26 protein-coding genes are annotated in these 26,494 nt (G+C 47.4%); 9 read left to right on the top strand and 17 right to left on the bottom strand.

All coding sequences use genetic code 11. From position 1 onward, the window contains the following. Positions 1 to 4: 4 nt before the first annotated feature. Positions 5 to 241, top strand: a complete 237-nt coding sequence (locus WBA89_RS30220; RefSeq protein WP_424411360.1) for a hypothetical protein — start codon at positions 5 to 7, stop codon at positions 239 to 241. Positions 242 to 251: 10 nt separating this feature from the next. On the opposite strand, the gene nadB is transcribed toward WBA89_RS30220, so the two are convergent. The 3 genes from nadB to WBA89_RS30205 form a co-directional block, all read right to left on the bottom strand. Then, a complete protein-coding gene (gene nadB, locus WBA89_RS30215; protein WP_424411359.1) occupies positions 252 to 1,901 on the bottom strand; it encodes an L-aspartate oxidase in 1,650 nt (549 codons plus the stop codon). Positions 1,902 to 2,590: 689 nt separating this feature from the next. Beyond that, complete coding sequence (gene psbU, locus WBA89_RS30210; RefSeq protein ID WP_424411358.1) at positions 2,591 to 3,025, bottom strand: photosystem II complex extrinsic protein PsbU; 435 nt, start codon at positions 3,023 to 3,025, stop codon at positions 2,591 to 2,593. 205 nt (positions 3,026 to 3,230) lie between these two features. Further along, positions 3,231 to 4,217 (bottom strand): adenylate/guanylate cyclase domain-containing protein, encoded by a 987-nt coding sequence (locus WBA89_RS30205; protein WP_424411357.1) that lies wholly within the window; start codon positions 4,215 to 4,217, stop codon positions 3,231 to 3,233. A 144-nt stretch (positions 4,218 to 4,361) separates the two neighbouring features. Here WBA89_RS30205 and WBA89_RS30200 point away from each other — a divergent pair, with 144 nt between their 5' ends. The 3 genes from WBA89_RS30200 (at position 4,362) to WBA89_RS30190 (ending at position 6,793) form a co-directional block, all read left to right on the top strand. Further along, positions 4,362 to 4,763, top strand: coding sequence for a hypothetical protein (locus WBA89_RS30200; RefSeq protein WP_424411356.1), 402 nt, complete (start codon positions 4,362 to 4,364; stop codon positions 4,761 to 4,763). A gap of 175 nt (positions 4,764 to 4,938) precedes the next feature. Further along, positions 4,939 to 5,709 carry an imidazole glycerol phosphate synthase subunit HisF gene (gene hisF / locus WBA89_RS30195; RefSeq protein WP_424411355.1) on the top strand — a complete coding sequence of 257 codons (771 nt, stop codon included), beginning with the start codon at positions 4,939 to 4,941 and terminating at the stop codon, positions 5,707 to 5,709. Between the two features lie 742 nt (positions 5,710 to 6,451). Further along, on the top strand, positions 6,452 to 6,793 hold the full coding sequence (locus tag WBA89_RS30190; protein WP_424411354.1) for a low temperature-induced protein: 342 nt from the start codon (positions 6,452 to 6,454) through the stop codon (positions 6,791 to 6,793). A gap of 213 nt (positions 6,794 to 7,006) precedes the next feature. Here the strand turns inward: WBA89_RS30190 and WBA89_RS30185 are convergent, their stop codons facing one another. Next, the gene (locus WBA89_RS30185) at positions 7,007 to 7,135 is read right to left on the bottom strand and encodes a hypothetical protein (protein WP_424411353.1); all 129 of its coding nucleotides are present in this window, start codon (positions 7,133 to 7,135) and stop codon (positions 7,007 to 7,009) included. Between the two features lie 24 nt (positions 7,136 to 7,159). Further along, positions 7,160 to 8,176: a sulfate/molybdate ABC transporter ATP-binding protein gene (locus WBA89_RS30180; RefSeq protein ID WP_424411352.1), complete on the bottom strand. Its 1,017-nt coding sequence runs from the start codon at positions 8,174 to 8,176 to the stop codon at positions 7,160 to 7,162. 307 nt (positions 8,177 to 8,483) lie between these two features. On the opposite strand from WBA89_RS30180, the gene argC reads away from it, so the two are divergent. After that, positions 8,484 to 9,542, top strand: coding sequence for an N-acetyl-gamma-glutamyl-phosphate reductase (gene argC, locus WBA89_RS30175; protein ID WP_424411351.1), 1,059 nt, complete (start codon positions 8,484 to 8,486; stop codon positions 9,540 to 9,542). Between the two features lie 328 nt (positions 9,543 to 9,870). On the opposite strand, the gene eno is transcribed toward argC, so the two are convergent. Next, on the bottom strand, positions 9,871 to 11,151 hold the full coding sequence (gene eno, locus WBA89_RS30170) for a phosphopyruvate hydratase (protein ID WP_194008157.1): 1,281 nt from the start codon (positions 11,149 to 11,151) through the stop codon (positions 9,871 to 9,873). Positions 11,152 to 11,452: 301 nt separating this feature from the next. Here eno and WBA89_RS30165 point away from each other — a divergent pair, with 301 nt between their 5' ends. Further along, complete coding sequence (locus tag WBA89_RS30165) at positions 11,453 to 12,373, top strand: calcium-binding protein (protein ID WP_424411350.1); 921 nt, start codon at positions 11,453 to 11,455, stop codon at positions 12,371 to 12,373. A gap of 472 nt (positions 12,374 to 12,845) precedes the next feature. Here the strand turns inward: WBA89_RS30165 and WBA89_RS30160 are convergent, their stop codons facing one another. From WBA89_RS30160 to WBA89_RS30150, 3 genes are all read right to left on the bottom strand, one after another. After that, the gene (locus WBA89_RS30160) at positions 12,846 to 13,496 is read right to left on the bottom strand and encodes a Maf family protein (RefSeq protein ID WP_424411349.1); all 651 of its coding nucleotides are present in this window, start codon (positions 13,494 to 13,496) and stop codon (positions 12,846 to 12,848) included. Between the two features lie 206 nt (positions 13,497 to 13,702). Further along, positions 13,703 to 14,242, bottom strand: a complete 540-nt coding sequence (gene psbP / locus WBA89_RS30155) for a photosystem II reaction center PsbP (RefSeq protein WP_424411348.1) — start codon at positions 14,240 to 14,242, stop codon at positions 13,703 to 13,705. Between the two features lie 143 nt (positions 14,243 to 14,385). Beyond that, a complete protein-coding gene (locus tag WBA89_RS30150) occupies positions 14,386 to 14,598 on the bottom strand; it encodes a chlorophyll a/b-binding protein (RefSeq protein WP_193973911.1) in 213 nt (70 codons plus the stop codon). A gap of 229 nt (positions 14,599 to 14,827) precedes the next feature. Here WBA89_RS30150 and WBA89_RS30145 point away from each other — a divergent pair, with 229 nt between their 5' ends. Beyond that, the gene (locus WBA89_RS30145) at positions 14,828 to 15,517 is read left to right on the top strand and encodes a hypothetical protein (RefSeq protein WP_424411347.1); all 690 of its coding nucleotides are present in this window, start codon (positions 14,828 to 14,830) and stop codon (positions 15,515 to 15,517) included. 356 nt (positions 15,518 to 15,873) lie between these two features. On the opposite strand, the gene larB is transcribed toward WBA89_RS30145, so the two are convergent. The 8 genes from larB to trmD form a co-directional block, all read right to left on the bottom strand. Then, positions 15,874 to 16,653, bottom strand: a complete 780-nt coding sequence (gene larB / locus WBA89_RS30140; protein WP_424411346.1) for a nickel pincer cofactor biosynthesis protein LarB — start codon at positions 16,651 to 16,653, stop codon at positions 15,874 to 15,876. Between the two features lie 241 nt (positions 16,654 to 16,894). Then, a complete protein-coding gene (locus tag WBA89_RS30135; protein ID WP_424411345.1) occupies positions 16,895 to 18,667 on the bottom strand; it encodes an ABC transporter substrate-binding protein in 1,773 nt (590 codons plus the stop codon). Positions 18,668 to 18,695: 28 nt separating this feature from the next. After that, complete coding sequence (locus tag WBA89_RS30130) at positions 18,696 to 19,301, bottom strand: PIN domain-containing protein (RefSeq protein WP_424411367.1); 606 nt, start codon at positions 19,299 to 19,301, stop codon at positions 18,696 to 18,698. Further along, entirely contained in the window at positions 19,276 to 19,794 is a 519-nt protein-coding gene (locus tag WBA89_RS30125) for a hypothetical protein (RefSeq protein ID WP_424411344.1), read from the bottom strand. Before WBA89_RS30125 ends, WBA89_RS30130 begins: the two co-directional genes overlap by 26 nt. A gap of 44 nt (positions 19,795 to 19,838) precedes the next feature. Beyond that, entirely contained in the window at positions 19,839 to 20,318 is a 480-nt protein-coding gene (ispF, locus tag WBA89_RS30120) for a 2-C-methyl-D-erythritol 2,4-cyclodiphosphate synthase (RefSeq protein ID WP_424411343.1), read from the bottom strand. Positions 20,319 to 20,412: 94 nt separating this feature from the next. Beyond that, complete coding sequence (locus WBA89_RS30115; RefSeq protein ID WP_424411342.1) at positions 20,413 to 20,589, bottom strand: hypothetical protein; 177 nt, start codon at positions 20,587 to 20,589, stop codon at positions 20,413 to 20,415. Positions 20,590 to 20,594: 5 nt separating this feature from the next. Then, positions 20,595 to 21,161, bottom strand: coding sequence for a zeta toxin family protein (locus WBA89_RS30110; protein ID WP_424411341.1), 567 nt, complete (start codon positions 21,159 to 21,161; stop codon positions 20,595 to 20,597). Between the two features lie 256 nt (positions 21,162 to 21,417). Continuing rightward, complete coding sequence (trmD, locus tag WBA89_RS30105; RefSeq protein ID WP_424411340.1) at positions 21,418 to 22,092, bottom strand: tRNA (guanosine(37)-N1)-methyltransferase TrmD; 675 nt, start codon at positions 22,090 to 22,092, stop codon at positions 21,418 to 21,420. A gap of 350 nt (positions 22,093 to 22,442) precedes the next feature. Between trmD and WBA89_RS30100 the strand changes: the two genes are divergently transcribed. Further along, positions 22,443 to 23,336, top strand: a complete 894-nt coding sequence (locus WBA89_RS30100) for a cyanophycinase (RefSeq protein WP_424411366.1) — start codon at positions 22,443 to 22,445, stop codon at positions 23,334 to 23,336. Positions 23,337 to 23,831: 495 nt separating this feature from the next. Next, on the top strand, positions 23,832 to 26,494 hold a 2,663-nt coding region (gene cphA / locus WBA89_RS30095; protein WP_424411339.1), incomplete at its 3' end, for a cyanophycin synthetase.

Raw genomic sequence — 26,494 nt, 5'->3', positions numbered from 1 at the left:
TACTATGCGTACTTTAATTCAGCTCACAACAGCGGCTACCCTGGCTGCCTGTTTGCAAGTGAATACGATCGGCATTGCAAATGCCGTCTTACTTGGCAGCAACTCCACCAGCTACTTAACTAAAGCCCGATCGACCTCCACATTGTTGAGAGTCCCCGAAACCTCTATGTCTGGAAATTACGAAAAATACGAACCAGACCCCAACGGGAACCCCAAAAGTGACGGTACGGGAACGCGCTGAACCCAATTTTTCAATCTTCTACGAGCCCAGATTTGTACCAATTCGATTGGTTAATTAAAGTGTGCCTGCACCAATCCCGATCGGTCAGTGGATAGTCCACACGATAGTGACCGCCGCGACTTTCCGTGCGAAACGCAGCACTTTTGAGAATTAAGTAACCAATATCCAATAAATTGCCAAGTTCTCCCCAATTTCGCAAAACCGAGCTACTTTCGGCATTATCCGGCGAAAAATCAATAATTTGTCCGGGTCGTAAATTATCAAGCGTTTGACTCAAAGGCAAAGAGGCAAATTCTTGCCGCCAAATCTCAACTTGGACGATCGCACTTTCCAAATCCCGCATTCCCCGGCAAATTCCCGCACTCTGCCACAGCAAACTCGGCAATTCCACCCGCAATTTTTCGATCGTCTCAATCTCCTGTGGAGAAATCGATTTTTCCCAGATTTCCCCTACATCGACCTCATCTGTAAACGCCTGGGAATTTTCAGATACCTCCAAAAGTCCCATCTGCGCCCCAAAAACCAGACATTCCAGCAGCGAATTGCTCGCCAACCGGTTAGCACCGTGTACCCCCGTGCTGGCAGTTTCTCCCACCGCGTACAAACCCGGAATCGAAGTTTGGTTAAACTTGTCAGCCACAATCCCTCCCATCCAGTAATGGGCGGCTGGTGTCACCGGCACCGGTTCGGAAAAAATATCAATTCCCCAATCAGCGCAGACTTGAATAATATTCGGAAACCTGTAGCGCAGCCGATCGACCGCAATCGGGCGCAAATCCAGCCAAACATGAGGTTCCCCCGTCTTCTGCAAATGGCGGAAAATAGCGCGGCTGACAACATCGCGAGGCGCGAGTTCCCCGCTGGGGTGAAAGTCAAAAGCAAAGCGGTATCCCTTGCTGTCAACCAAATGAGCTCCTTCTCCCCGCACCGCCTCGCTAATCAGAAACCGGGGCGCGCCCGCCTTACTCAGCGCCGTCGGGTGAAACTGCACAAATTCTAAATCTCGCAGCAGTGCCCCGGCGCGCCACGCAATTGCCACCCCGTCTCCGGTACTCACCGACGGGTTGGTGGTTTGAGCAAAAACCTGTCCGCCGCCGCCTGTCGCTAGCACCACAGCCGGTGCCTGCAGCCATTTGACTCGGTTGCCGCAAATCGCGCTAATGCCCTGACAGCGCCCGCTTTCGTCGAGCCACAGACTCAATGCAAAGGCAGGGGATACGATTTGAATGTTTTGGCGGCTCAATACTTTTGCTGTCAGGGTACCGATTACCGCTTTCCCTGTGGTGTCGGCGGAGTGGAGCACTCGGCGGCGGGAGTGGGCGGCTTCTAGGGTGAGGGCTAAATCGGGGCCGGCGCGATCGAATGCCACGCCCATTTTCACGAGGGAATCAATGCAATCGGGAGCTTCCTCGACCAAAAATTTCACCGCTTCCAAATCGCAAAGACCGGCTCCCGCAGCCAGTGTATCTTTAACGTGCAGCGCTGCGGAATCTTCCGGGGCGATCGCCGCAGCAATTCCTCCTTGGGCCCAATCGCTGGCAGAAACAGGCAGGGTATTTTTATTAATTGAACCCACGCGCAAATGTTCTGGAAGGCAAAGTGCCGCGTACAAACCGGCTGCGCCAGCACCTATCACTAATACATCAAATTTGTCAGTCATAAGTCTGCCGATTTTAGATTTTAGATTTTAGAATTAACTCTCAATCTGAATTTTGGGGCGAGAATTAATGTCTGTCGATTTTATATTATATTTCTTGCACTCATTCACAAATCATCTGAAAAGCATCTGCGTTTATAGCGGTTCTCAAGCTTGTTGAGGTATGCCCACGGAGGCCACGGAGGCCTATGCCCACGATAGCACTTCAGGTTACGCTCGAAAGGCTATATATGTTTATCAAAAAAGTGAGGTATGCCCTATGCCCTATGCCCTATGCCCTATGCCCTATGCCCTATGCCCGACAGTACCTCATCTTTCGCTTGAAAGGCTATATCTGTGTCGATCGCCCTTTCGTCTGCGGTTTATGTATTAGTCGAGGATTTATGCAACTCCAGTCTATTTTAGATTGAGCCTACAAATGAATCTCGTTTCCGCTTGCATGGGAATGATTTAACCGCAGAGTACACAGAGTACACAGAGTCCGAGAATATATATCTGAATCATTCCGATGAAGAGAGGATTTGATTTTAATCTCGAAAACGCGCTGATTTTAATCTAGGAAATTTTTGCTAGCTTTGCCGAATGCTTGAGAAATTAAAGGCAGAAGTCATCAGCCTCTAGAAAAAATCTTTTCTTTCTGCTTTCTGCCTTCTGCCTTTTGCTTTCTGCCTTCAAAGGAAACCCGCTGCTATCTAGTCGTAAAAACCGTTGTTCAACCTATTGTCTCCTTCAATAAATATTGAGTCCACATCAGTTATGGTGAATTTGTCCAGGTTAGCTTCCAGCACCTTTTTCTGAGCATCCGTCAAGCCTGAAATTTTGAGTACGTCCTCAACTTCTTCGTAAGGAGCATTCTTAATAATTTGTGCAGCTAAAGTAGGATACAACCCTCGAAATTCCCGAAAGTCCCGGACACCGCTGTTGTTCAAGTCAATTTTTTTGCCGTATTCTGTGGCAAGTTTGTCATCGGCGCGATTTGTTCTAGTCGGAACGTCAACCACTATGAGGGAGGATGGTGGTAAGACGAGACGGCTCAATGTGCCAGCGATCGCGCTTTGATCTCCTGCCCATGCAAAGCAGCCCAGCACCAGGCCCAATACTGCCAATAGACGACCCAATCGTTTCATGAAGTTTTGTCTCCCAATTTCATACACAGCATTTATTCTTATGTAGAGACTACCATTTTCCTTATGCAGTTTGTCAGATAAATCCGCAGCACCCGCAGAGATGTCAAAAATATTTACATTTATTTATTGACATTTCGGCTTATATATGTTAGGTGTCAAAGGTGAGGCGATCGATTAATTGTTGACCCTGCACCCAGTTTTCTATCTATCCAGAACTCTTTCCTTTCATTTTGAGAAAAGCGTTCAAGTCAGGATAAGTACCGCCGTAAGTCACGCTGGGAGTGTCGTAACCTTTTAAAGCAACGGTGTGCTGCTCAAAAGCGTCCTGGGCTCCCAATTCGGTCAGGTATTTGTAGGTGGTTTCTCCCACGGCGATATCTTTGCCGAGTTGCTTGGTGCAAGACTCTAGGCGAAATGCTGCGTTGACAGTATCTCCTAATGCGGTGTAGTCCGATCGGTCGCTGCTGCCAGAATTTCCCACCATTGCATAACCGGTATTGATTCCAGCCCCGACTCGCAAAGGAAAAGGTAGGGGGTAACGGCTGCTGAGTTGGTCTGTTGCCTTGTGCAGTTCGCTCAAAGCTTGGCAAATCCGCATCATTTCCTCGCTGCTGACACCGCTGGGTTTGTGAAACCAGACGGCCATGATGGCATCGCCGATGTATTTGTCTACCCAACTGCCGTGTTCGCGAATGATGTGTCCTGCTTTGCGGAACCAATTGCCGATGACTTCCGATAGTAGAGTTTCGTCTAGCTGTCTGGTCAAAACTGTAAAATCTCGGATGTCCATTACCATGACGGTAATCAGGCTGCGAACCGTCAATGTCGCCGTAAAATCTTCAGAGTCTGTGTCGTGTATTCGATCGATCCGGCGGCCGGCGGTTGGGTTATGGAAATCCAATTCGGTTTGACCGAAAATAATCCGATCGCCATTTCGGAGCGTCACAGGAATACTCACCCGCCGCCCGTTGACAAAGGAACCGTTGCGGCTTCCCAAGTCGATCAAGTAGAACTCTCCCGTCTCCATTTGCTGTAACATCGCGTGATTGCGAGAAATCCAGCGATCGGTCAATACAAAATTATTGTCATCATTCCGCCCTACTGTCCAGCAATTGCTGCCGGAGAGCGGCAAGTAGCGATTGCCGCTTTCTGTACGAAGTAACAAATGTGGATTGGCTTGCAAAGTCACCACAGCCCTAGAAACAACATCAAGTCAACCGATTTGAGGTTTTCAACTTTAAATTTTAACTTTACCGCGCGGCTTATAACTGAGATTGCTCCTAAAAAACCTCAAATAGGCTGTTTTCTAATCTAAAATTGTCACGGTCGATCGTCGATGCACCTAACCCCTACAGGATTGCCGAACCACAATTCGATCGCCAGCCAAGGTAGTTATGCTTCGATCTTAAGCGAAAGTGTCATATTTTTTCACTCTACAGATGTATCCGAGGAGTTGCACCTGCTGCTTTTGCCAAAAAAAACTGGCAAATGGCTCTGTACCTCAAACCTAGAATTGTTAAGAAATCAGGTATCTTTAAGACTTGTTACTTTACTTCGAGTTGGGAATATCTCAGCGGTAGCCTCTGTGTTTTGCTGGTTGAAGCACTCGCACTCCAACAAAAAAAATGCTTTCTACAGAGCTAAAGATGCTTCCGACATCAACAGAGCCCGTTGGGGGCGAGTTAATTATCGATCGGGACTTGCCTCCGGCGAGGGCAAAAACCGACTTTCGACCTAGTTTTTCAGCTAAAAAACCAAGATTTTCCGAAAAACCCGGTTTAAGAGCGTAAATCCTGACCATTTTAGATTTGAGATTCAATAATTGGGATTGATTTACTGCATAATGGTTTGAATTGCCAGCATACAGTTGCATTTTTTTTGGTAACTGGTATTAATTAGTAATAAAAAATTTTATGTTGTCAAAAAGAATTTTGCCTTGTTTGGATGTCAAAGCCGGCCGCGTAGTCAAAGGTGTCAATTTTGTCAACCTGAAAGATGCTGGCGATCCGGTGGAAATGGCTCAGGTATACAACGATGCGGGTGCTGACGAGTTGGTGTTTCTGGATATTACCGCGACTCACGAAGACCGGAACATTATGATTGATGTTGTATACAAAACTGCCGATCGAGTATTTATCCCTTTGACGGTGGGCGGCGGCATCCAATCCTTGGACACGATTAAAAGTTTGTTGAGGGCAGGCGCTGATAAGGTAAGTATTAATTCGGCGGCAGTGCGCGATCCGAGTTTGATTGACAAAGCGAGCGATCGATTCGGCAATCAGTGCATTGTAGTGGCGATCGACGCCCGCAAACGGCAAGATGCCGATAATCCAGGTTGGGACCTGTACGTGCGCGGGGGGCGAGAAAATACCGGGAAAGATGCGATCGTCTGGGCCCAGGAAGCCGCCAAGCGCGGTGCAGGCGAAATTCTGGTGACTAGCATGGACTCTGACGGCACTCAAGCCGGTTACGACTTGGGATTAACCCGCAGCATCGCCGAAGTTGTAGAAATTCCGGTGATTGCTTCCGGCGGCGCGGGTAACTGTCACCACATCTACGAAGCGGTGACAGAGGGCAAAGCAGAAGCCGCACTCCTGGCTTCCCTCCTACATTACGGGCAACTGAGCGTCGGAGAAATTAAGACTTATCTAGCAAAACATCAAGTTCCCGTGCGGCTGCAGTAACTTAGGAATGAAAATTTAATAACTTAAGCGATTGGCTCGTTACCAGGCTCTGCCTGGTAATGCAGATCCGGAGGCTCTGCCTCTCTTTACCCCTGATCTTCTGGAGAGAGAGAAGTGTGGCAGATGTTTAATTTATTAAATTTTCGTTCCTTAAGGAGTTATATCAATTCCGGTTGCACCGTCAGGTGACTGTTGACTGTTGACTGTTGACTGTTGACTGTTGACTGTTGACTGTTGACTGTTGACTGTTGACTGTTGACTGTTGAGTTAAGAGGGCGGGCACTCTTGGCACCGCCCCTACTGACTGTTGACTGTTAACTGTTGACTAGATTTTATTATTCCGATGCAACGGGAAACGATGTTACGCATGGGACAAAAAACCCGGTTGCTCGATCTCTGTCGAATAGCAGCCACGATTCTCAAAAACACCGGGTTTTTTGCATTAGCCGGGAGAGCCCGCTCAGATGCTGCCACAGATACTCCCATCTCAAATCTCAATCGGACTTCAGCGATGCACCAGACTCATCTATCGGAAGACACACAGCCAAAATATTCCCTGAGAAGGATTTCAAATCTCCGTTTTTTTGGCTAAATATTATATATTACCTCAATTTAAGAAAGAGCCACTGCTCAAGGCTGTTGCTTTTGTCCAACTTGAGCTAAAGATTGTACAGAATTTGAACGAGCTTCAGCCTGTTAACAATCTCAGCGATGAAAATTTGTAAAAATGGAGAAAATTTGTATGTCTTTTATCAGCTTTAATACCCCTGCCAAGCGTTTTGTTCGCAGTTTAATAGCTGTTTGTTTTTGTGCATTGATGTTTGTTTCCAATGCTTTCCCAGCTTTTGCCGTTACCAGCAGCCCGACTAAAGGTGAAGCTCAACTGACGGGGATTGAGAAAGAAGCTCAAAAAGCTGTTTTGAAAGATCCTATGTCTCTCGAAGAAACTCAAGAAAAAGCTAGCGAAGGGATTAATGAAGTTCAGGGAGATGCTGACATGGAGAAGATGAAAAATCCTTCTAACACAAGAGCTACATCTTTTGAGCAACAAGTCAAAAAAGCTGTCAGCAACATTAAAGACTAACTCCACAGTTATCAGCATAAAAAATTAGGGACAAGGCAATGCCGTGTCCCTTGATTTTTGTGTGTTTGCTCTCAATTTATATCGGTTTCCGGTTGCATCAAAATAATAAAATCGAGCCAACAGCCAACAGTCAACAGCCAACAGTCAACAGTTAACGGCAAACAGTCAACAGTCAACAGTCATTAGTCATCAGTCATTAGTCATTAGTAACAATTACCAGTTACCAATGCCCCATCCCTCCGCTTCGCTGGGCCCAATTCCCCATCCCTCCGCTTCGCTCCGCCCAATGCCCAATGCCCAATGCCCAATGCCCAATGCCCAATGCCCAATGCCCGACAGCACCTCATTTTTCTGAGAAATGCTATATCAGATAGAATAAAACAGTGGAAAAGACTTTGCACCTTTCGGCTTGACGAACACTCTTTGCTGCGGCTGTAACAGCAATTGATCAAACCTTTCTCTGGTCAAATTAGCGTTGACTACTTGACCGTCATCTAAGGTTAATTCTACCTGAATTTCCCATCCCAAATGAATCAAGCGACTGATCCTTGCAGGCACTGTGGCACTATTTTCGGTAGTTTCAATTATCACGTCGTGAGGGCGCAAGAAAATCTCCGGGTTGGCTGAGTCAAAGCCGTTTTCTTGAAACATTCTCGAACTGCTGGGCAAGACATTGACGGGGCCGATAAAACTCATGACGAATGCACTAGCAGGATGGTCGTAAATTTCGGCGGGCGTGCCTACTTGTTCGATTTGACCTTTATTCATTACTGTAATGCGATCGGCAACTTCCATCGCTTCTTCTTGGTCGTGCGTCACAAAGACTGTGGTAACGTGCACCTCGTCGTGCAGTCGGCGCAACCAAGCGCGCAAATCTTTGCGGACTTTAGCATCGAGAGCTCCAAAAGGTTCGTCTAACAGCAACACTTTCGGTTCCACAGCCAGAGCTCTGGCTAGGGCCACGCGCTGTCGCTGACCTCCTGAGAGTTGCGACGGGTATCTATCACCCAATCCTGCTAATTGCACTAAATTCAACAATTCTTCTACCCGCGATTTGACTTTGGCGGGTGCAGTTTTCTGAATTTCCATCCCGAAAGCGATGTTTTTTCGCACTGTCATGTGCTTGAACAGCGCGTAATGCTGAAACACAAACCCAATTTTGCGTTCTTGGACGCTGGTATTTGTGGCATCTTGGCCTGTCAGCCAGATTTTGCCGGAGTCGGGCATTTCTAAACCTGCAATCAGCCGCAGCAGGGTAGACTTGCCGGAACCGGACGGGCCTAGCAGTGCGACTAGGGAACCTGATTCAATTTCTAAACTGACTCGATCGAGTGCTTGGAAACTGCCAAACTGTTTACTTACATTTTCTACGACTATACCCATAGGAAGTTCGGCAACGGATGAGTGTAATGGATTTAACGGATGGATGTTGAGCTTCGAGGTTCGAGGAAAGAGCGAAAAATGTTAATCCCCGGTTTGTGGATAGGTTTATGTAAGATTTTATAGCACGATCGCACATCCGTTGCTTAATTTTATGGTTTTGCCTGCCTGTGGAAAGCCCGAAAATTCTCTAAAATACACCTCCATCACAAAACAATATAATTCTTTGCCACCAAAGTTGGCGTTTGGTACTACAATGCAGCAAAAGTTCAAGCGTTTTTGACTTCAACGGCTGAGGGGATAAAGGAAAATGGGAGATGTTGGACGTGTGCCTGTAGGAATTATCGGCGCTTCAGGTTACGGCGGCGTGCAACTTGTGCGACTGCTGGCGGATCACCCAGCGGCGGAAGTAGTGTATTTGGGCGGGGATAGCAGTGCGGGAAAACCTTTTTCCAGCCTTTATCCGCATCTGACTAACTGCATTGACTTGACTGTTGAGGCGATCGACTTAGATCGAATAGCGGAAAAATGTCAAGTTGTGTTTCTGTCGCTGCCCAACGGTTTAGCTTGCCAAATGGCACCGAAGCTGATCGAAAAAGGCTGCAAAGTCTTGGATTTGTCGGCTGATTACAGATTTGAAAATCTAGAAACTTACAAAGCTTGGTACGGTGGCGAGCGATCGGACTCTGCTCTAGCAGCAACCGCTGTTTACGGTTTGCCAGAATTGTACCGCGATCGCATTAAAGACGCTCAATTAGTAGGCTGTGCCGGTTGCTACGTCACCGCTAGTTTATTAGCCCTCGCACCCTTGCTAAAACAAGGTCTGATCGTGCCAGAAACAGCAATTATCGACGCTAAATCAGGAACTTCGGGAGGGGGCCGCAAAGCCGAAGTTAATCTGTTATTAGCAGAAGCTGACAATTCCATAGGCGCTTACGGAGTTGGCCGCCACCGCCACACCCCAGAAATTGAGCAAGTTTGCAGCGATTTAGCCGGAAAAGATATCAAAGTCCAATTTACTCCCCACCTGATGCCGATGGTGCGGGGAATTCTGGCAACTGTTTACGCAAATTTGCGCGATCCGGGATTGGTGCGGGAAGATTTAATCACTATTTTCAGCGCTTTTTACCGCAATTCTCCTTTAGTAAAAGTCTTGCCGGCTGGGGTTTACCCGCAGTCTAAATGGGCTTGCGGCACGAATCTTTGTTACATTGGCGTGGAAGTCGATCCGCGCACTGACAGGGTAATTGTGATGTCGGCGATCGACAATTTAATTAAAGGTCAAGCCGGTCAAGGCATTCAGTGCATGAACTTGATGATGGGCTGGGAAGAAACTTTGGGTTTGCCTCAATTGGCTTTCTATCCTTAATTGGGCATAGGACATTGGGATTAGTGTCAACTCAAGTTTGAAACCATTGATAAATCTCGTTTGTAGCTGAGGCCAGATCCCCCTAAATCCCCCTTAAGAAGGGGGACTTTGAGAATATTTCTTGTCCCCCCCTTCTTAAGGGGGGCTAGGGGGGATCGAGCCTTCGATACCAACAAGAGAAACGATCGGTGAATGCTTCTTGTCCCCCCCTTGTTAAGGGGGGTTAGGGGGGATCTAGACTTTGATACCAACAAGAGAGACGATCGGTTTGAGTTAAGTTGTCACCAAGGGGTAAAGCTTGGGAACGAGAATTACCCATTCCCAAATTTTATTTCGGCCCGTAGCCGATCGCACCAGCATAGATCGCCCGATCGCCCAATTCGTCCTCAATCCGCAACAAACGGTTGTATTTAGCAACCCGTTCGCTGCGGCACAAAGAACCAGTCTTGATTTGACCGGCGCGAGTCGCTACCGCTAAATCAGCAATCGTGGTATCCTCAGTTTCACCAGAACGGTGGCTGATGACCGATCGATAGCTGTTTCGTTTGCCGAGGTCGATCGTATCCAACGTCTCCGTCAAAGAACCAATTTGATTCAGCTTAATCAAAATCGAATTGCTAGCCTTCAAATCAATTCCCTTTTGCAAGCGCGTGCGATTAGTTACAAACAAATCGTCACCCACCAACTGAACTTTACTGCCCATTTTCTGAGTCAGCGCCACCCAACTGTCCCAATCGTCTTCGTGCAAACCATCTTCAATAGAAACGATCGGATATTGACCAGCCAAACCATCCAAATAATCGATTAATTCTGCCGGCGAATGAGCCACACCGTCGTAAGTGTACTGCCCATCTTTGTAAAACTCGCTAGCAGCAACATCCAAAGCCAAAGCAACTTGTTCCCCAGGCTTGTAACCAGCTTTTTCAATTGCCATCATCAACAAATCCAAAGCTTCCTGATTGGAACCCAAATTAGGAGCAAAACCGCCTTCATCGCCAACACCAGTCAGCAAATTTTTGTCTTTCAAAACATTAGCCAGACTAGCAAATATTTCTGCTCCCCAGCGCAAAGCTTCCTTAAAAGAAGGCGCTCCCACAGGTACAATCATAAACTCTTGAATGTCTACATTATTGTCCGCGTGGGAACCGCCGTTGATCACGTTCATCAAAGGTACGGGTAAAACGTTCGCTAAAGTGCCGCCCAAGTAGCGATAAAGGGGGAGTCCTAAAGTCTCGGCGGCAGCCTTTGCTGTGGCTAGGGAGACTCCGAGAATGGCATTGGCTCCGAGGTGGGATTTGTTGGGGGAACCGTCCAAGTCAATCATGGTTTGGTCTACCAGTGCTTGGTCGATCGCATCCAAATTAGCCAAAGCAGGGGCAATTTTGTGCTCGACGTTAGCAACAGCCTTCAAGACTCCTTTACCGCCGTAACGGTTTTTGTCGCCGTCTCGCAATTCGTGGGCTTCAAAGGAGCCTGTAGACGCGCCGCTGGGGACTTGGGCCAGGCCTACAACACCGTTAGCTAGATAAACTTCAGCTTCAATGGTGGGGCGGCCGCGGGAGTCGAGAATTTCTCTGGCTTGGATAGATTCGATCGCAGTGTCTTGCATATTAACGATTCCTGACTTAACTCAATGGTTGATGACAATTACCCGTCAGCAGGCTTTCGGTAACTGACTGCTGACGGGTAATAGAGTACGCGATCCCCACAATTATTAGCGCTCATTTCAAACTTTTTGCGGATTTGGGCGATCGCTCTTGTGTCAACAAGCCCTGCTTGTTGCACAAATATTTTAAACAATTTTAACAGTAATTTGATTTTTTTAACAGTAGATTTACGCAGATTTGTTAATTAAAACCTTTGTTAAAATCAGAATGTCAACAAACTCAATCAAACAGGAAAAACCTAAAATGTTAGAAACAAATCTCGGAGAAATTAGAGCATTAGCTGAAAACGCCGACCCCATAATTCCCGATCCCCCAAACATCAGATTGCTGACAGGGCCTTTGCCAAATTCAGGTAGCGATCCCACTTTTTTTGACCTTACTCCCAATGACGATATCGTTCAATTAGCCAACGGCATTCTCCGCAACACTCCCGGAGGTTTGCGGGCCTTAGCCGGCGACGATTTTGTCCGAGGTTCCGGTGGCCCGGAACTGATGAACGGGAACAGCGGCATGGATACTTTAATCGGAGGTTGTGGGAACGATACTATTCGCGGCGGTCAAGATTTGGACATCCTGTACGGAGAATGCGCTAACGATGTTCTGAGTGGAAATTTAGGCGATGACTACGCTTACGGAGGTACGGGAAATGATTTTGTTCGAGGCGGTAAAGGCAGCGATAATTTAGTAGGTGAAACTGGCAATGATACTCTGATTGGTGATGCTGGAATCGATCGACTTTGGGGAGGAGAAGGTGCAGATTTATTTGTCCTCAGAAGAGAAGCTGAAGCAAATTCGGGAGAAATTGGTTCAGATCAACCGCGTCCTGCTGGCAATTTTCTGGGTCAAGTAGATGAAGTGCCTGCAGATTTTATTCTCGACTACAATCCGACTCAAGGTGATGTAATTGGATTGGCGGGAGGATTGACGCGAAATGACATTGTTTTGAGCGAAAGGTTTTTAACAATTGGTGATGCCAGAGATTACGACAGCAGCGGCCCTTTTCCTCCGGGACAGCCCCGAACTGCTGATTTTAGGGTGTTAAATACTAAGGCGACGGTGATTCGAGAAGCTAGTACCGGCAATATCTTGGGTTTGGTGAAAGATGTGTCGCCGAGTCAAATTCAGTTTAGCTCTGTATCCGACGGGGCGATCGCCCTAGGATAGGATTTGTGAAAAAACCCGGTTTCTTTGGTTTTGATGCGTAGCCCAGAAACCGGGTTTTTACCAGAACAATTCGTTACAATGCAGAAACCCCAAAAAACCCGGTTTCTTATACCAATTTCAAAAAATAATGCAACAGTATTCTTGTCCCCCCCCGCGAGCTCGGGGGGGCTAGGGGGGGTCAAAGAGTAGGGAGCATCTCACTTTTGCAGCCAAGCTATAAATTGAAGGCAGGAGACAGGAGACAGGAGACAGGAGGAAAGAGGAAGAAAGAAGGAGTCAAAAGAAGTGTTTTTACAAATATGAGATGCTCCCAAAGAGTATTGCATGATTTTAGAGAAATGGTATTAGATTCGCGCGGGTGGACAGAAACGGGTTTTTATGAGAAAACTTCGTTACAGGTGTAGAAACCTCAAAAAAAATCGGTTTCATGAATTAGATTCGTAGACCAATTTTCTGATAAATCCAGCCAACATTAAAATTGCCAAAAATCCGCCACATCATATCCCATTTCGCCCAGCATTTGCCGCAGCAGAGGCAAACTCAACCCGATCACATTCGTGTGACAGCCCTCGATTTTTTCCACAAAAAATCCGCCTTTACCTTCCAGCGCAAAACAGCCAGCACAGGCGAGGGGTTCTCCGGTAGCGACGTAGGCCGCAATCTGGCGCGAGGTAGCTTCGGCAAAATGAACTTTTGTAACTTGACAGCGAACGATCGATCGATCGATTGCGCGATCGAAACTATCGAATCTAGTATCAATTAAAGCATGGCCCGTATAAAGTTCGCCAACTTTCCCCCGCATTTTCTGCCAGCGCAAAATTGCTTCTTCAGCATCCTTCGGCTTGCCGTGAATTTCGCCATCAATGACCAAAATTGAATCGCATCCCAACACCAAACACGATTTGGGATTGGGAATTTGCGGGTGAGAATTAGCCAGCAAAAACTCAGCTACAGCCTCAGCTTTTCCCTCTGCTAAAACTTGGACTAATTGAGTAGCGTCCCTCATTTGTATCTGCCCTTCATCAAAGTCGCTGGGGCAAATCACAGCTTGAATCCCAGCACTGTTTAGCAGGCTGCGGCGCGCCGGCGAAGCTGAAGCCAATACAAAAGTTGGAATTTTCATAATTTAAGAAGTCATTAGTCATTAGTCATTAGTCATTAGTCATTAGTCATTAGGGGCGGTGGATGGTGCGCGCGTGCCCTCCTGCCGTCATCAGTTATCAGTCATCAGTCATTAGTCATTAGTTGGCTTTAATAACATTGCACAATCCACAATGCTTTCGACCCAATTCCCCATAACTAATAACTAATAACCAATAACTTTTTAACCTAATAAACAGAGAAAGATTTAACGACTTTTTCAAAAGCTTCTTTTACCTTCGGCCAGCGTTCTTCGGTAGTGGAAACGTTAAGGGTAAAAAGTTTGCCGCGGCTGACGGCTACGCTGGCTAAGTTGTGCCGTTCTTGGTTTGGGAGTTTGACGGCGTATTCTAAAATGTAATAGCTTTTCGATCGCGATTCGCGAGCTTCTGCGCTGATTAATTCAGCTTCCCGGCCGGAATCCGTCGAGACGAGGGAATTTTTGCTGAGCTTGTATCCCAAATCCGTCGGCGTTCCCAAATCCGCCAAAGTTTTGTCGCCATCCACTGGACTGATTACCACGCTGACATTCTCGGTTTGCTCGATTAAATCGCGGAACACCACGTCGGGCCCATTAGAAACTGCGATCGGCAGCCAGCCGTTAGGATAGAGAAATTGATAGCCGTCGCCGGTATCAACGTAGCTTTTGAGTCCGGTCACTTTAGACACGCAACCGGTCAAAGTGAGGCTGAGAACCACCAGAAGTATTGCCGCAATTCGTTTGAGCATTATTTTTACAGGTAGGGTGACACTAAAATATTTAATTTTAATTATCTCACCAAACCTTCCCCCTAAAAATAGTTAAGCTATGGATCGCCGTTTGTGCATTGCTGGCGAGCCATAGCCGTACAATTTAATTTTTATCAAAATAATTACAGGTGAGTTAGCCAGCTAATCAGTCCGTGCTTGGTCGAAACCTCTAAAGCCAACAGAGAAACAAAGCCAATCATCGCCAGGCGGCCGTTTAAGCGTTCTGCGTAGGGTGTAAAGCCAGTGCGGGGTTCGTCATCTATGTATACTGTCGGCTCGATCGCAAAATTGTTCATTTTGCCTTGGTCGTCCAGCATTAAGCCTCTGTTAGTCATGTCTGTCTCCTAAATCGTTTTTTGTGTACTGTAACTAAATGTAACAGACTTATGAAGAAATGTAAAGGATTGCGTAAATTTTTTTTCAAATACCGTATTTTGACCTGAGTTTCAACCAAAAATCCAACAGCACACAAGCTCTCAACCCTTATATAATCAATTATTCGCAATTTTCAAATCTAAAATCCTCTGAGAGTAGACTCTGAACCCCAGAGGGGGGAGGATAGAGTTGAGACGTGCAGAAGTCGATGGTGTGTGGCAAATCCGGTCTGGGTTTGACGAAAATTGTGGAACGGAGGAAAAGTTTATGCGGGCCAGTCTGGAAATGCGGTGGTTTTATAGCGGTGCGTTGCCAAAATCGATCGGGCAATGGTTTGGAAGCGAGAGTCTCGGAGGGTATCTGTCGCCTCCAGAAGAACGCGAAGACATATATTTGTTAGTACCGGGCTGCGACTACTTGGGAGTCAAGCTGCGCGGGAAAGCCCTAGAAGTAAAGTGGCGCCAGGGAGAGTTAGGGGCGATGCAGTTCGGCAACCGCTGGGAAGGCAAGGCCGAGAAGTGGCTCAAGTGGGTTTGTGCTGACACGATGGCACCGGTACCGGCGGAAATTCTGGCGACAGGAAAGTGGATGGGAGTCAAGAAAAAGCGAGCACTGCGTCTTTACCAAGTTTCAGCCCCCGGTTCCTTAATGTCTGTGCCAGTAGAAGCCCCGGTTCCCCAAGGTTGCAGCGTCGAAGTTACTCAGTTGAACATTAACGGCAATCCGTGCTGGACTTTGGGATTTGAAGCATTTGGCAGCGAAAGTTGTTTGATAGAAAACCTGGAAACAGTAGCTAATTGGACTAGCAAAAGCTATCAGGCGCAAAAGTTAAAAGCTGAGGATTCTTGCGGTTATCCGCGTTGGCTGGCAGGCAAGTAAGATCGAATCTCTCAGCATCGGAATTATTCATATATCTCTTCTCTGGAATCTGCGCGAATCAGCGTCAATCCATTCTCATCTGCGGTGATAAATGCTCTTTTTTTCACCGCAGATACAGGCAGATAGACACAGATTAACGCAGATGAATGATCTCGATTTTGGTTGCAGCCTCAGTGATTGTTGACTGTTGACTGTTGACTGGATTGTACAATTCCTATGCTACCGGATTCGATCTAAGAAAAGAGAGGGGGGAATCTCCCAGAGAGGGAACTGTTTTGAATTTTGAACTAAAGCGCGGCACGTTCAGAAAAAGACTTCTCCAGAAAAATTTCCAATTCTCTCCCTCTCTCATTCTCCTACTCAGAAATTCTCCCCACTCGACCAGCACTTCTGAGAATTTGACAAGCCAAAATTGCCGCACCAAACCCGTTATCAATATTAACCACACCCACACCGGCCGCACAAGAATTGAGCATAGTTAAAAGAGGAGCAATCCCGCCAAAACTCGCGCCGTAACCCACACTTGTCGGCACCGCAATCACCGGACAATCAGCCAAACCCGCAACCACACTCGGCAAAGCACCTTCCATACCAGCAACCGCAATCAACACATCAGCATCATCAATTACGTGCCGATTATTCAACAAGCGGTGAATTCCAGCAACTCCCACGTCCCACAAACGCCGCACCTCAAAACCGCAAAGTTCCGCCGTCACAGCCGCCTCTTCCGCCACAGGCAAATCCGCCGTTCCCGCACTGATAATAGTCACAGTACCCGGATGCTGGGGAGTTGGGGAATTAGCAGGAATTGCACAAATTCGAGCCTTTTGGTAGTAGCACAAATCGGGTATTTTTTGTTGCAATTGCTCGAAAACTTTTGGTTCAATTCGAGTCGCCATCACCACAGGATTTCGCTCGCGCATCGCCTCGACAATCTCAACAATTTGGTCTGGTGTTTTCCCTAGGCCCAAGATGACTTCAGGAAAACCAGTTCTTAAGGTGCGGTGATGGTCAATTTTGGCAAAATCGCCTACTTGTTCAAAGTCAAAATGCTTTAATTTATCCAAAGCTGCGGTGGGACTTACATCGCCCGCCGCCACAGATTCGAGTAACTTTTGTAAAATTTCAGGCTGCATAAATATTAGTCAGTTGTTAGTTGTCAGTTGTTAGTTGTTAGTTGTCAGTTGTTAGTTGTCAGTTGTTAGTTGGTAGGGGCGGTGCCCCCGTGCCCGCCCTCTTAGTTGTTAGTTGTTAGTTGTCAGTTGTTAGTTGTCAGTTGTCATTTGTTAGTAACCAATAACAAATAACCAATAACAAATAACCAATAACAAATAACCAATAACAACTAACCAATAACAACTAACCAATAACAACTAACTATTCTGTCATTTTCAGCTCGTACAAATTCCAGAAAGCACCGCCGATCGCACTATAGCGAATTCCCGAAATGCGATCGCGCACCGCCTGAAAAGTTAGCGGATTCACCATATAAACAAAAGGCACTTGTTCCGCTATAATCTGCTGCGCCTCCCCGTAAAGCTGCTTGCGCTTCGCCTCATCAAGCTCTTGGGAAGCCTTCACGTAAAGGTCATCGATTTTCTGCTCCCAGTCGTAGACTTCCCAACCTTTAATCGGCGGTTCTCCGGCTTGCGGGCCCTGGTTGAAACTGTGCAGTGTCCCGTTAACAGACCAAATATTGTAGCCGCTGTGCGGTTCAGTGCCTCCGGTAAAACCGCCGAGGTAAGTATCCCAATTCCGCGTCAGGCGCAGCTTTTCAACATAAGTGTTAAAACTCAGGAACTGCGTGTCAATTTGCATTCCCAGTTTGCCCAAATCTTGTTTAATTTGCGTTGCCATTTGTTCCCGCACTTTTTTACCCGCAGCCATCAATAAAGTAAATCGGACTTTGTTGCCCCCAGCATCCAACAATTCCCCGTTACTATTATACTTGAAACCGGCACTCAACAGTAACTCTTTTGATTTTTGCGGGTTGTAACTGTAGGTTTTCAATCCCTGTTCTGGAGATAAGTAAAACGGACTTTGGGCCGGAATTGGAGAATGCAGCGGCTCGCCGAGTCCGCGATAGATATTGTTAGTCATGGCGGATCGGTTGATGCCGTAGGCTACGGCCTGCCGAAATTCCTGATTGGTAAACCAGCGAGACTTAACCGGGTCTACAAACGGCTTGTTTTGAGCGTTGCGCCCCCTATTCAGATTGAAGCACATAAACACACTGCCAGTATCCGGGCCGCCGTTGAAGACCGTATATTTGCCGCGTTTTTCCTCCCGTTTCAGCAGCGGAAACACCTCTGGCTGCACGTCCAAGGTATCCAAATCGCCCGATCGAAAATTCAGCAGTTGATTGTCAGTATTTTCGATAATTTGCCAAACAATTTGCTGGATGTAAGGCTGAGCATTTCCCTCAGCATCTTTGCGCCAAAAATACGGATTTCGTTCCAAAACCACGCGCTGATTGGGAGTATAGCTGAGCATTCGGTATTGGCCGTTACCGACAATTTTTTTCGGATCGGTATTTGTACCCCAAGTAGTCAGGAACTGGGGGTTGCCGTCGGCATCGGTATTGCTGACAGATTCCTGTAAAATGTGAGCTGGTAAAATTGGGATTCCTCCAGCATATCGAATAAAAGGAGCAAAAGGTTCTGCAACGGAAAATTCTACGCGGCGGCTGTCAAGTTTTTTGACTTTTGGGAATTCCCGACTCGTGCCAACTCTCAGAGTATCTTTCAAGCCGCTAGGGATTTTGTCATTGAAATAAATCTTTTCATAGCTGAAGATAATGTCATCAGTTGTCATCGGTTCGCCATCGGACCATTTCAATCCTTCTCGCAGGGTGAAGACAATCTTTTTGCCATTTTTGGAAACTTTCCAGGACTCAGCTAAACCGGGTTCTAGCTTGGATGTCAAGCCGTTTTCGTTAATCAATCCTTCGTACATATAGCCAAAAACGCTATATGCAGATTGATTTAGCGGGTAGTTGAAGGTGGCGGGGCCGCTGGGGGTGGGAACGATGAGTCTGTTGGTTAATTGCGATCGGGCGGGACGACAAGCAGACAGACTGACAGTGGCAATTAGAGCTAGCAAAACAGCCAACCAGCGGCGCTTTGAATGTAAAATAGAGAAATTTTTCATAATAATTTACTGTACCATCTACGTGCGATTATGACTGAGATTGTAGCCAACCTAGAAAATCTTTAGTGACCGAGAAATACTTGGTTATTCCTGCTTCTCGCAAAGCATCTTGAACTTCCGGTACACTAAATTCTTTTGTATTATTGCTCAAAAATACCTTGACTTCATGAGCGTGTAAGTGTGCGTGATTCAAGATGCAGTGGAGAATCAAATTATCTGTCGGATCTTCTTCAATGAAAACGGTATTCAAGCTTTTTTGCAGTGTATCTGCTGTTAGTTCAATCATCTCCACATTGTCAGCTAATAATTCAAGAGCATCAAAAAGACGTACTTTAATATTATTGAGCAATCCTTCATTTTCATTCAAAGACTCTTCTACATGGAATAAAAGAGACTTAGCATAAGGCGAAGTAAGATCGCGCTTGAGCTGGCTAATTTGTTTTTTCTGTTCATCTGCAAAACGGTTGCGGCGCTTGCTCTCGTCTTCTAAAGCCGAGAGAGCTTCCATGCAGCAAATAGCAGGTATGGCAATGCGAACTGATGTTGGTATACTCAGTAACAAGTTATTGGCATCAGGATCGCGTCCTGTAGCAATACTCATCAAAAAGTTAGTTTCTATATATAAAATCGCCACCAATTTTTACCTCTGACTTTGTTGTTCCACCTGCTAGCAACGGCAGCAAACCGATTGCGGCTATGTGTTCCGATGCTGGTGGAATCTCCGACTTCCAATTATAAGCTAAGTCACGCAACCATGCTTCAATCAGCCTAGTTAGGTATGGTACAAATATCCGCTGATCGCCTAATTTTGAGTCATAATAGTGAAGGATGTCAGGCGTTTTTAACGATAAAACAGCTTCAGATAAAACAGTGCCATCCCATTTAAAAACGATTATATCTTCGAGAGTGACAATCATAGCATAAGGAATTACCACATTTTTTTCGGAGAGCTTTGAGAGGAAATGTTTTATTTGTTTGAGCGCGCTATCGATAATCCTCTGTGTGGCTGCCTTTTCTTTAGCTTGATTAATTTTGACCTCGATTAGCACGACTATGCGATCGTCTTTATCGAGAGCGATGATGTCAACGTCGATCGGTGTTGTAATTTCCAAGTTTTCGGCGAGCATAGATTTGACTCCTAAATGGGTTGAAAATCCTTAGAATCTGACAACTATTTTAGCATCAACAAAACTACAGCGTAGGCTGCGATTCCTTCTTCTCTCCCGACAGGGCCTAACTTTTCGTTGGTAGTTGCTTTGATGCCGATTTGGTCTGGTTTTAGTTGTAGAACACCAGAAAGCCGATCGCGCATTTGCTCAATATGCGGTTTCAGCTTGGGACGTTCGGCCACCACCACCGAGTCAATATTGCCAATTTCCCAGCCTTTATCTAATATTAACTGATTGACTTGTTCTAGCAACACTAGACTGTCTGCACCTTTCCATTTTGGGTCAGTTGGCGGGAAATACAGGCCGATATCTCCCAAGCTGAGAGCTCCCAGCATCGCGTCCATAATCGCGTGGGTAAGCACGTCTGCGTCGCTGTGTCCTAATAAGCCTAATTCGTGGGGAATGTGTACGCCGCCGAGGATTAGGGGGCGTTCTGGAACTAAGCAGTGAATGTCGTAGCCGTTACCGATGCGGATGTTCATGTAAAAAAAGTAGATGTTTGCCAAATGCAGACAGCAGACAATTATTTCACAGTCTGTGTCGAGATTAGTCAGTTTTTTGAGCGATCGACATTTTTTACTTTTCGGTAGATATTGGAGGAATGCGATCGGCTGTTAAAATTACAACTTTCCCATCTTGCCAAATCGCAATAGATTCGCCTAATTTGCGGTGTTTTTCAATAGCAGCAGCAATGGCAGCTTTCACTCCCGCATCAATTTTCTTTTGCAAAGCAATCATTTCTTGTTCGTTCATCCGAATTACTCACTAATTTGATTCCAAATTATACTGTTATGAATGATGGGCTGCTGTTGATAAATTATCTTTTGAGCGACTAAAATTGGATGATTTTCTGAGCTGTCGTAGACTATCCAGCCATCACACAATGGTAAGTACAAAGATAGCAGATTTTTTCTTCCTCTGTCATAGCGGCGGCGGATGACATCTTCTGGGATAGAATGACCGCCGCTAGCTACCCGTCGGGCTACTCTTGCTACGGCTAGTTCGGGCGACCGCAACCAAAAGTAAATTAAGTTAATGGTATAATCTTTGGTTTTACAACTTCTCAAGAAAGCTGCCAAGCTGCGGGCTGCCAGAGTAGTTTCAAAAGCAAAATCTGTTCCCGAATTAGATAGGATTTGCAGTCTTTCTAGCATAATGCGTCCGGCGGCAATGGCTACGGACTGTTGATTGAAAGGTGAAAGTGCAGCCGCGATAGCGTCAGCATTGACATATTCTAAACAGTCCAGAAAGTTGGGCAATAAACTCATTGATGCAGTGGTTTTGCCGGAACCGTTAGCGCCGCCAATGATGTAAAGATTCGGCATAAATTTACAAGTTAAATTTGTACTGAGGAGCGAAAACTTAACTTAAGCACCTCCTACAGTCGTCTATCCTGTCAGTTGTCAGATTAAAAGAGGCAGAGCCTCCGGATCTGCATTACCAGGCAGAGCCTGGTAACGAGCAACTTAAATCGACCTCATTAAACGTAAATTCTCGATCGCTCAAAAGCTGGCAGTATACCTCTTCTTCCTGATGACCGACGACCAATGACCAATGACTTCTTCCATCTACTTCAGTTAATTAATCCTCCAACAAATCCGGCCGCCTTTGGCGAGTTCTTTCAATTTGCTGTTCCTTGCGCCAGCGAGCAATTTCTGCGTGATTACCAGATAGCAACACGTCGGGCACCTTCAATCCCCGGAAATCGGCCGGTCGAGTGTACTGCGGATAATCCAAAAGTCCGTCTTCAAAACTCTCAAACTTCAGCGAATCTTCCTTCGCCACAGTTCCCCGCAACAATCGCAAAACCCCATTTATCAAAGCCAAAGCCGGAATTTCGCCCCCGGTGAGCACAAAATCGCCTAGAGACACTTCGCGAGTTACCAAATTCAGGACTCGATCGTCCACACCCTCATAGTGCCCGCAAATCAACACCAACTGATCGCGATCGGCAGCGAACTCCCGAAACATCGGCTGCTGCATCGGTTCGCCCTGCGGAGTCAGCAAAATCACCTCGCGCCTCGGTAACACAGGTAGCGACTCCACCGCCGCAAAAATCGGTTCCGGCTTCATCAGCATCCCGACTCCGCCCCCGTAGGGCTCGTCATCGACTCGCTGGTGCTTGTCTGTGGTAAAATCGCGGGGATTGACAAAATTCACCTCAGCAATCTTTTTAGCTAAGGCTTTGCCCATCAGTCCCGATGCTAGGGGAGCGAGAAAAAATTCTGGAAATAGAGTAACAACGTCAAATCGCAAAATAATTGGAATTTATTGATACATCTCCTCTAGTTTGACCCTTAGAGGGATATCCGTTTTCAGTAATTGCATTATTATTTAAAATTTCTTATAATTTGTGAGAATTTTTGCAATTTAAATCCTCTTCCTTTGTCTGGTGTCCGGTTTTGTTGTACAAAAATAATCAGTTCTCAGGACAGCGGATCGAGTAAACTCGCCCCCAAACTGCCCGCGCGCGAGGCGATTCTGGCTCGGGATAGTTGCGCCGCCCGCACCTCACTGCTACAAAAAAATATTTACTCTTAAAAAGCCCCATTCTACGCACAAGCACAGCAAAATTGAATTTCACATCCACCAGAGGAAGACACACCATGCAGCAGTTGACATCTCCAGCCCTCGAACAAAATCTTTCCCAGCGCATCAAAACCTCGATTATGGTGATCGGAGGAGCCGAAGACAAAGTTCACGGGCGAGAGATTCTGAATACCTTTTTTTGCCGTGCTGGGGGGACAAACGCTCGGCTGGCGATCGTCCCCTGCGCTTCGCGAGACCCCGAAGGAACGAGCAACCGCTACCGCACTATATTTGACGAAATGGGCGTTAGCGCTGTCAAGGTAGTGGACATCCGCGAACGCCAACAAGCAGAAAATCCCGTCTGGAAAGATTATTTAGAAGACTGTACTGGCGTATTCATCACAGGTGGCGACCAACTGCGGCTGTGCGGGCTGCTGGCAGACACCCCGCTGATGGAGAAAATTCGCAAAGAAGCTCAAGAAGGCAAGATTACCCTCGCCGGCACCAGCGCGGGTGCTGCGGTGATGGGATATCACATGATTGCAGGTGGGGGAAGCGGCGCGTCGCCGAACCGTTCTTTAGTAGATATGGCAAACGGACTTAACATTATTCCAGAGATTATCGTCGATCAGCATTTTCACAACCGAAACCGCATGGCTCGCTTGCTGTCTGCTGTGGCTTGCTATCCCGATCGCCTCGCTATTGGTATTGACGAAGACACCTGCGCCTTGTTTGAGGGAGACGATACTCTGAAGGTTCTCGGTAAAGGCACTGTGACTATTGTTGATTCTAGGGAAAACTTTTATACCAACGAGTCTCAAGTAGGAGCGACAGAACCCTTAAGTCTGTTCAATATGCGCTTGCACGTTCTGTGTCACGGAGATTGCTACAATATGCCCCTAGGCAAACCGATGGCATCGGCAGCTTGTTCGGAGTCGGGCTGGCCTTCGGAATGCCGCACAGCTAACTAAACTAATGCAGAATATTAGAGTCATTGATTCGGGAAAAATTAGGCGACATTCCGGTCAAATAATGGATGCAGCAATACAATAGATTAGCCGTGCAGCCACGGGCTGACCCCAGAAGGCAGAATCAACAAAATAATTCTACCTTCTGCGTTCTAGTTTCTGCCGAACCTTGACTTTTACTTGTTTTGAGCCGATCGCTCTGCCATGAATTTTCAACGCTGACGGCCCAAAAACGGATATCGCGCCCGCGACGCTATGAGTGTTGAGAACCCCAGATTTTAGAATTTTGTTGGATATCCCAGACGATCGATCTGTCTGTAGAATAAACCTAAAATCTAAAATCTAAAATCTAAAATCTAAGATTGATGTTCCCGCTAATAACTGGAAATTCAGTGCCAAACTGTTCGCTGCGAACAGTCGATCGTCCAATCAAGCTCCAAATTGAATAAATGCTCCAATTACCTATAAGATTGCGCGCCCCATACCTCTCTAACAGTCATGAAAATACTTAAAATCCAGACCTTACGCGGCCCCAACTACTGGAGCATCCGACGCCACAAACTCGTACTCATGCGTCTGGATTTAGAGGAGTTGGCAGATAAAACCACATCTGAAATTCCAGGCTTCTACGAAGGCTTGACCGCAGCACTTCCGAGTTTGGACGACCATTACTGTTCTCCCGGCCATCGGGGAGGCTTCCTGCAACGGGTCAGAGAAGGCACAATGATGGGACACGTAATCGAACACGTAGCCCTAGAACTTCAGGAAATGGCAGGAATGCCCGCCGGATTCGGTCGCACCCGCGAGACTGCCACACCAGGGATTTACCAAGTAGTCATCGAGTATCAAAACGAACAAGCAGGTCGCTATGCAGCCAGGGCGGGGGTGCGGATGTGCCAGAGCATTGCCGATACAGGCTCTTATTCTGCGGCGGAATTAGCGCAAGATTTGAGAGACCTCAGAGAGTTTGCTTTGTCTGCAGCCCTCGGCCCGAGTACCGAAACCCTGATCAAGGAAGCAGAAGCGCGCGGGATTCCGTGGCTGCCCTTGGGCGCCCGGTTTATGATTCAACTCGGCTACGGAGTTCATCAAAAGCGGATTCAGGCAACTCTGAGCAACCGCACGGGAGTTTTGGGGGTAGAACTGGCCTGCGACAAGGAAGGTACCAAAAATATTCTGGGGGCGGCGGGCGTGCCGGTGCCGAGAGGGACGGTGATTCATTATTTGGACGAACTGCAGGGGGCGATCGAAGATGTGGGCGGTTTTCCGATCGTCCTTAAACCCCTAGACGGCAACCACGGCCGCGGAATTACGATCGACATCAACTCCTGGGAAGTAGCAGAAGAAGCCTACGACTTAGCCAGCGCCGCCTCAAAAACAAAAAGCATCATTGTCGAGCGCTACTACACCGGCCGCGACCACAGAGTGTTAGTAGTCAACGGACAAGTCGTAGCAGTCGCAGAACGAGTCCCCGCTAACGTTGTGGGTAACGGCAGGGATACAGTAGAACAGCTCGTTGCAGAAGTAAACCGCGACCCGCAGCGGGGAGACGGACACGACAACGTACTCACCCGGATCACGATCGACAAATTGACCCTCGATTTGCTGCAAAAACAAGGCTACGCGATGGACTCGGTAGTGCCGGCCGGCGAAAGAGTATTTTTGCGCGCCACAGCAAATTTGAGCACCGGTGGCATTGCAGTCGATCGCACCGACGAAATCCACCCAGAAAACGTCTGGCTGTTTTCCAGAGTCGCCAAAATCATCGGTTTGGACATCGCGGGTATTGACGTAGTAACAGACGATATTTCTGTGCCCCTGCGCGATACGAACGGCGTCATCGTCGAAGTCAACGCAGCACCGGGTTTCAGAATGCACGTCGCCCCGAGTCAGGGTTTGCCCCGCAACGTTGCCGGCGCAGTCTTCGATATGCTTTTCCCCTCGCCTCAACACAGCCGGGTGCCGATTTTAGCCGTGACTGGAACCAACGGCAAAACTACAACAACTCGCCTGCTGGCCCACATCGTCAAGCAGACAGGTCAAATTACCGGCTACACGACTACCGACGGCACTTACATCGGCGATTATTTGGTGGAAAGCGGAGATAATACCGGGCCGCAAAGCGCTCAGTTGATTTTGTCCGATCCGACGGTGGAAGTGGCGGTGCTGGAAACGGCTAGAGGCGGAATTTTGCGATCGGGCTTGGGCTTCAATCAGTGCGATGTCGGCGTCGTCTTGAACGTCGCAGCCGATCATTTGGGAATCGGCGACATCGACACCGTGGAACAGCTAGCCAAACTCAAGAGCGTCCTCGTCGAGTCGGTAATGCCCAAAGGCTACGCAGTGTTAAATGCAGACGACCCGTTGGTATCACAAATGGCGCAGCGTGTCAAGGCTCAAATTGCATATTTTTCGATGAACCCGGACAACGAACTGGTTGCCAAACATACCGCTGCGGGCGGGCTGGCGGCAATTTACGAAAATGGCTACTTGTCGATTTTGAAAGGCGATTGGACGCTGAGAATCGAGCAGGCCGTGAACGTGCCGCTGACGATGGGCGGGCGCGCGCCGTTTATGATTGCCAATGCTTTAGCAGCTTGTTTGGCGGCTTTTGCTCAAGGATTGAAAATAGAAGATATTCGGGCAGCTTTGTCAAGCTTTCAGGCATCGGTAGGCCAAACTCCCGGAAGGATGAATTTGTTTAATTTGGGCAGCTATCACGCTTTGCTGGACTACGCCCACAACCCGCACAGCTACCAAGCTTTGGGCTGTTTCGTGCAGAATTGGCCGGGAATGCGGATCGGGGTAGTTGGCGCGCCGGGAGACAGGCGAGATGAAGATTTTGTGACGCTGGGCCAACTTTCGGCCGAAATGTTCGATCGCATTATTGTCAAAGAAGATATTGACAGGCGCGGGCGAGAACCGGGTGTGGTGGCCAAGTTAATTTGCCAAGGAATTGCAGACGGGATTTCTGCCCGCGCGGGCGATCGGTCTAAAGTTCAATACGAGTTGATTCTCGACGAAACAACGGCTGTTAACAAAGCCCTAGACGAAGCGCCCGCTGGCAGTTTGGTGGTGATTTTACCCGAAGGTGTCACGAAAGCTTTGGGTTTAATTGAAGCCCGGAAACCGATTCAGGAATCTGTGGTAAATGCTGCTAT

The organism is Microcoleus sp. (assembly GCF_049646505.1).
Lineage (GTDB): Bacteria > Cyanobacteriota > Cyanobacteriia > Cyanobacteriales > Microcoleaceae > Microcoleus.
This window is presented reverse-complemented; position numbering and strand designations above follow the sequence as displayed.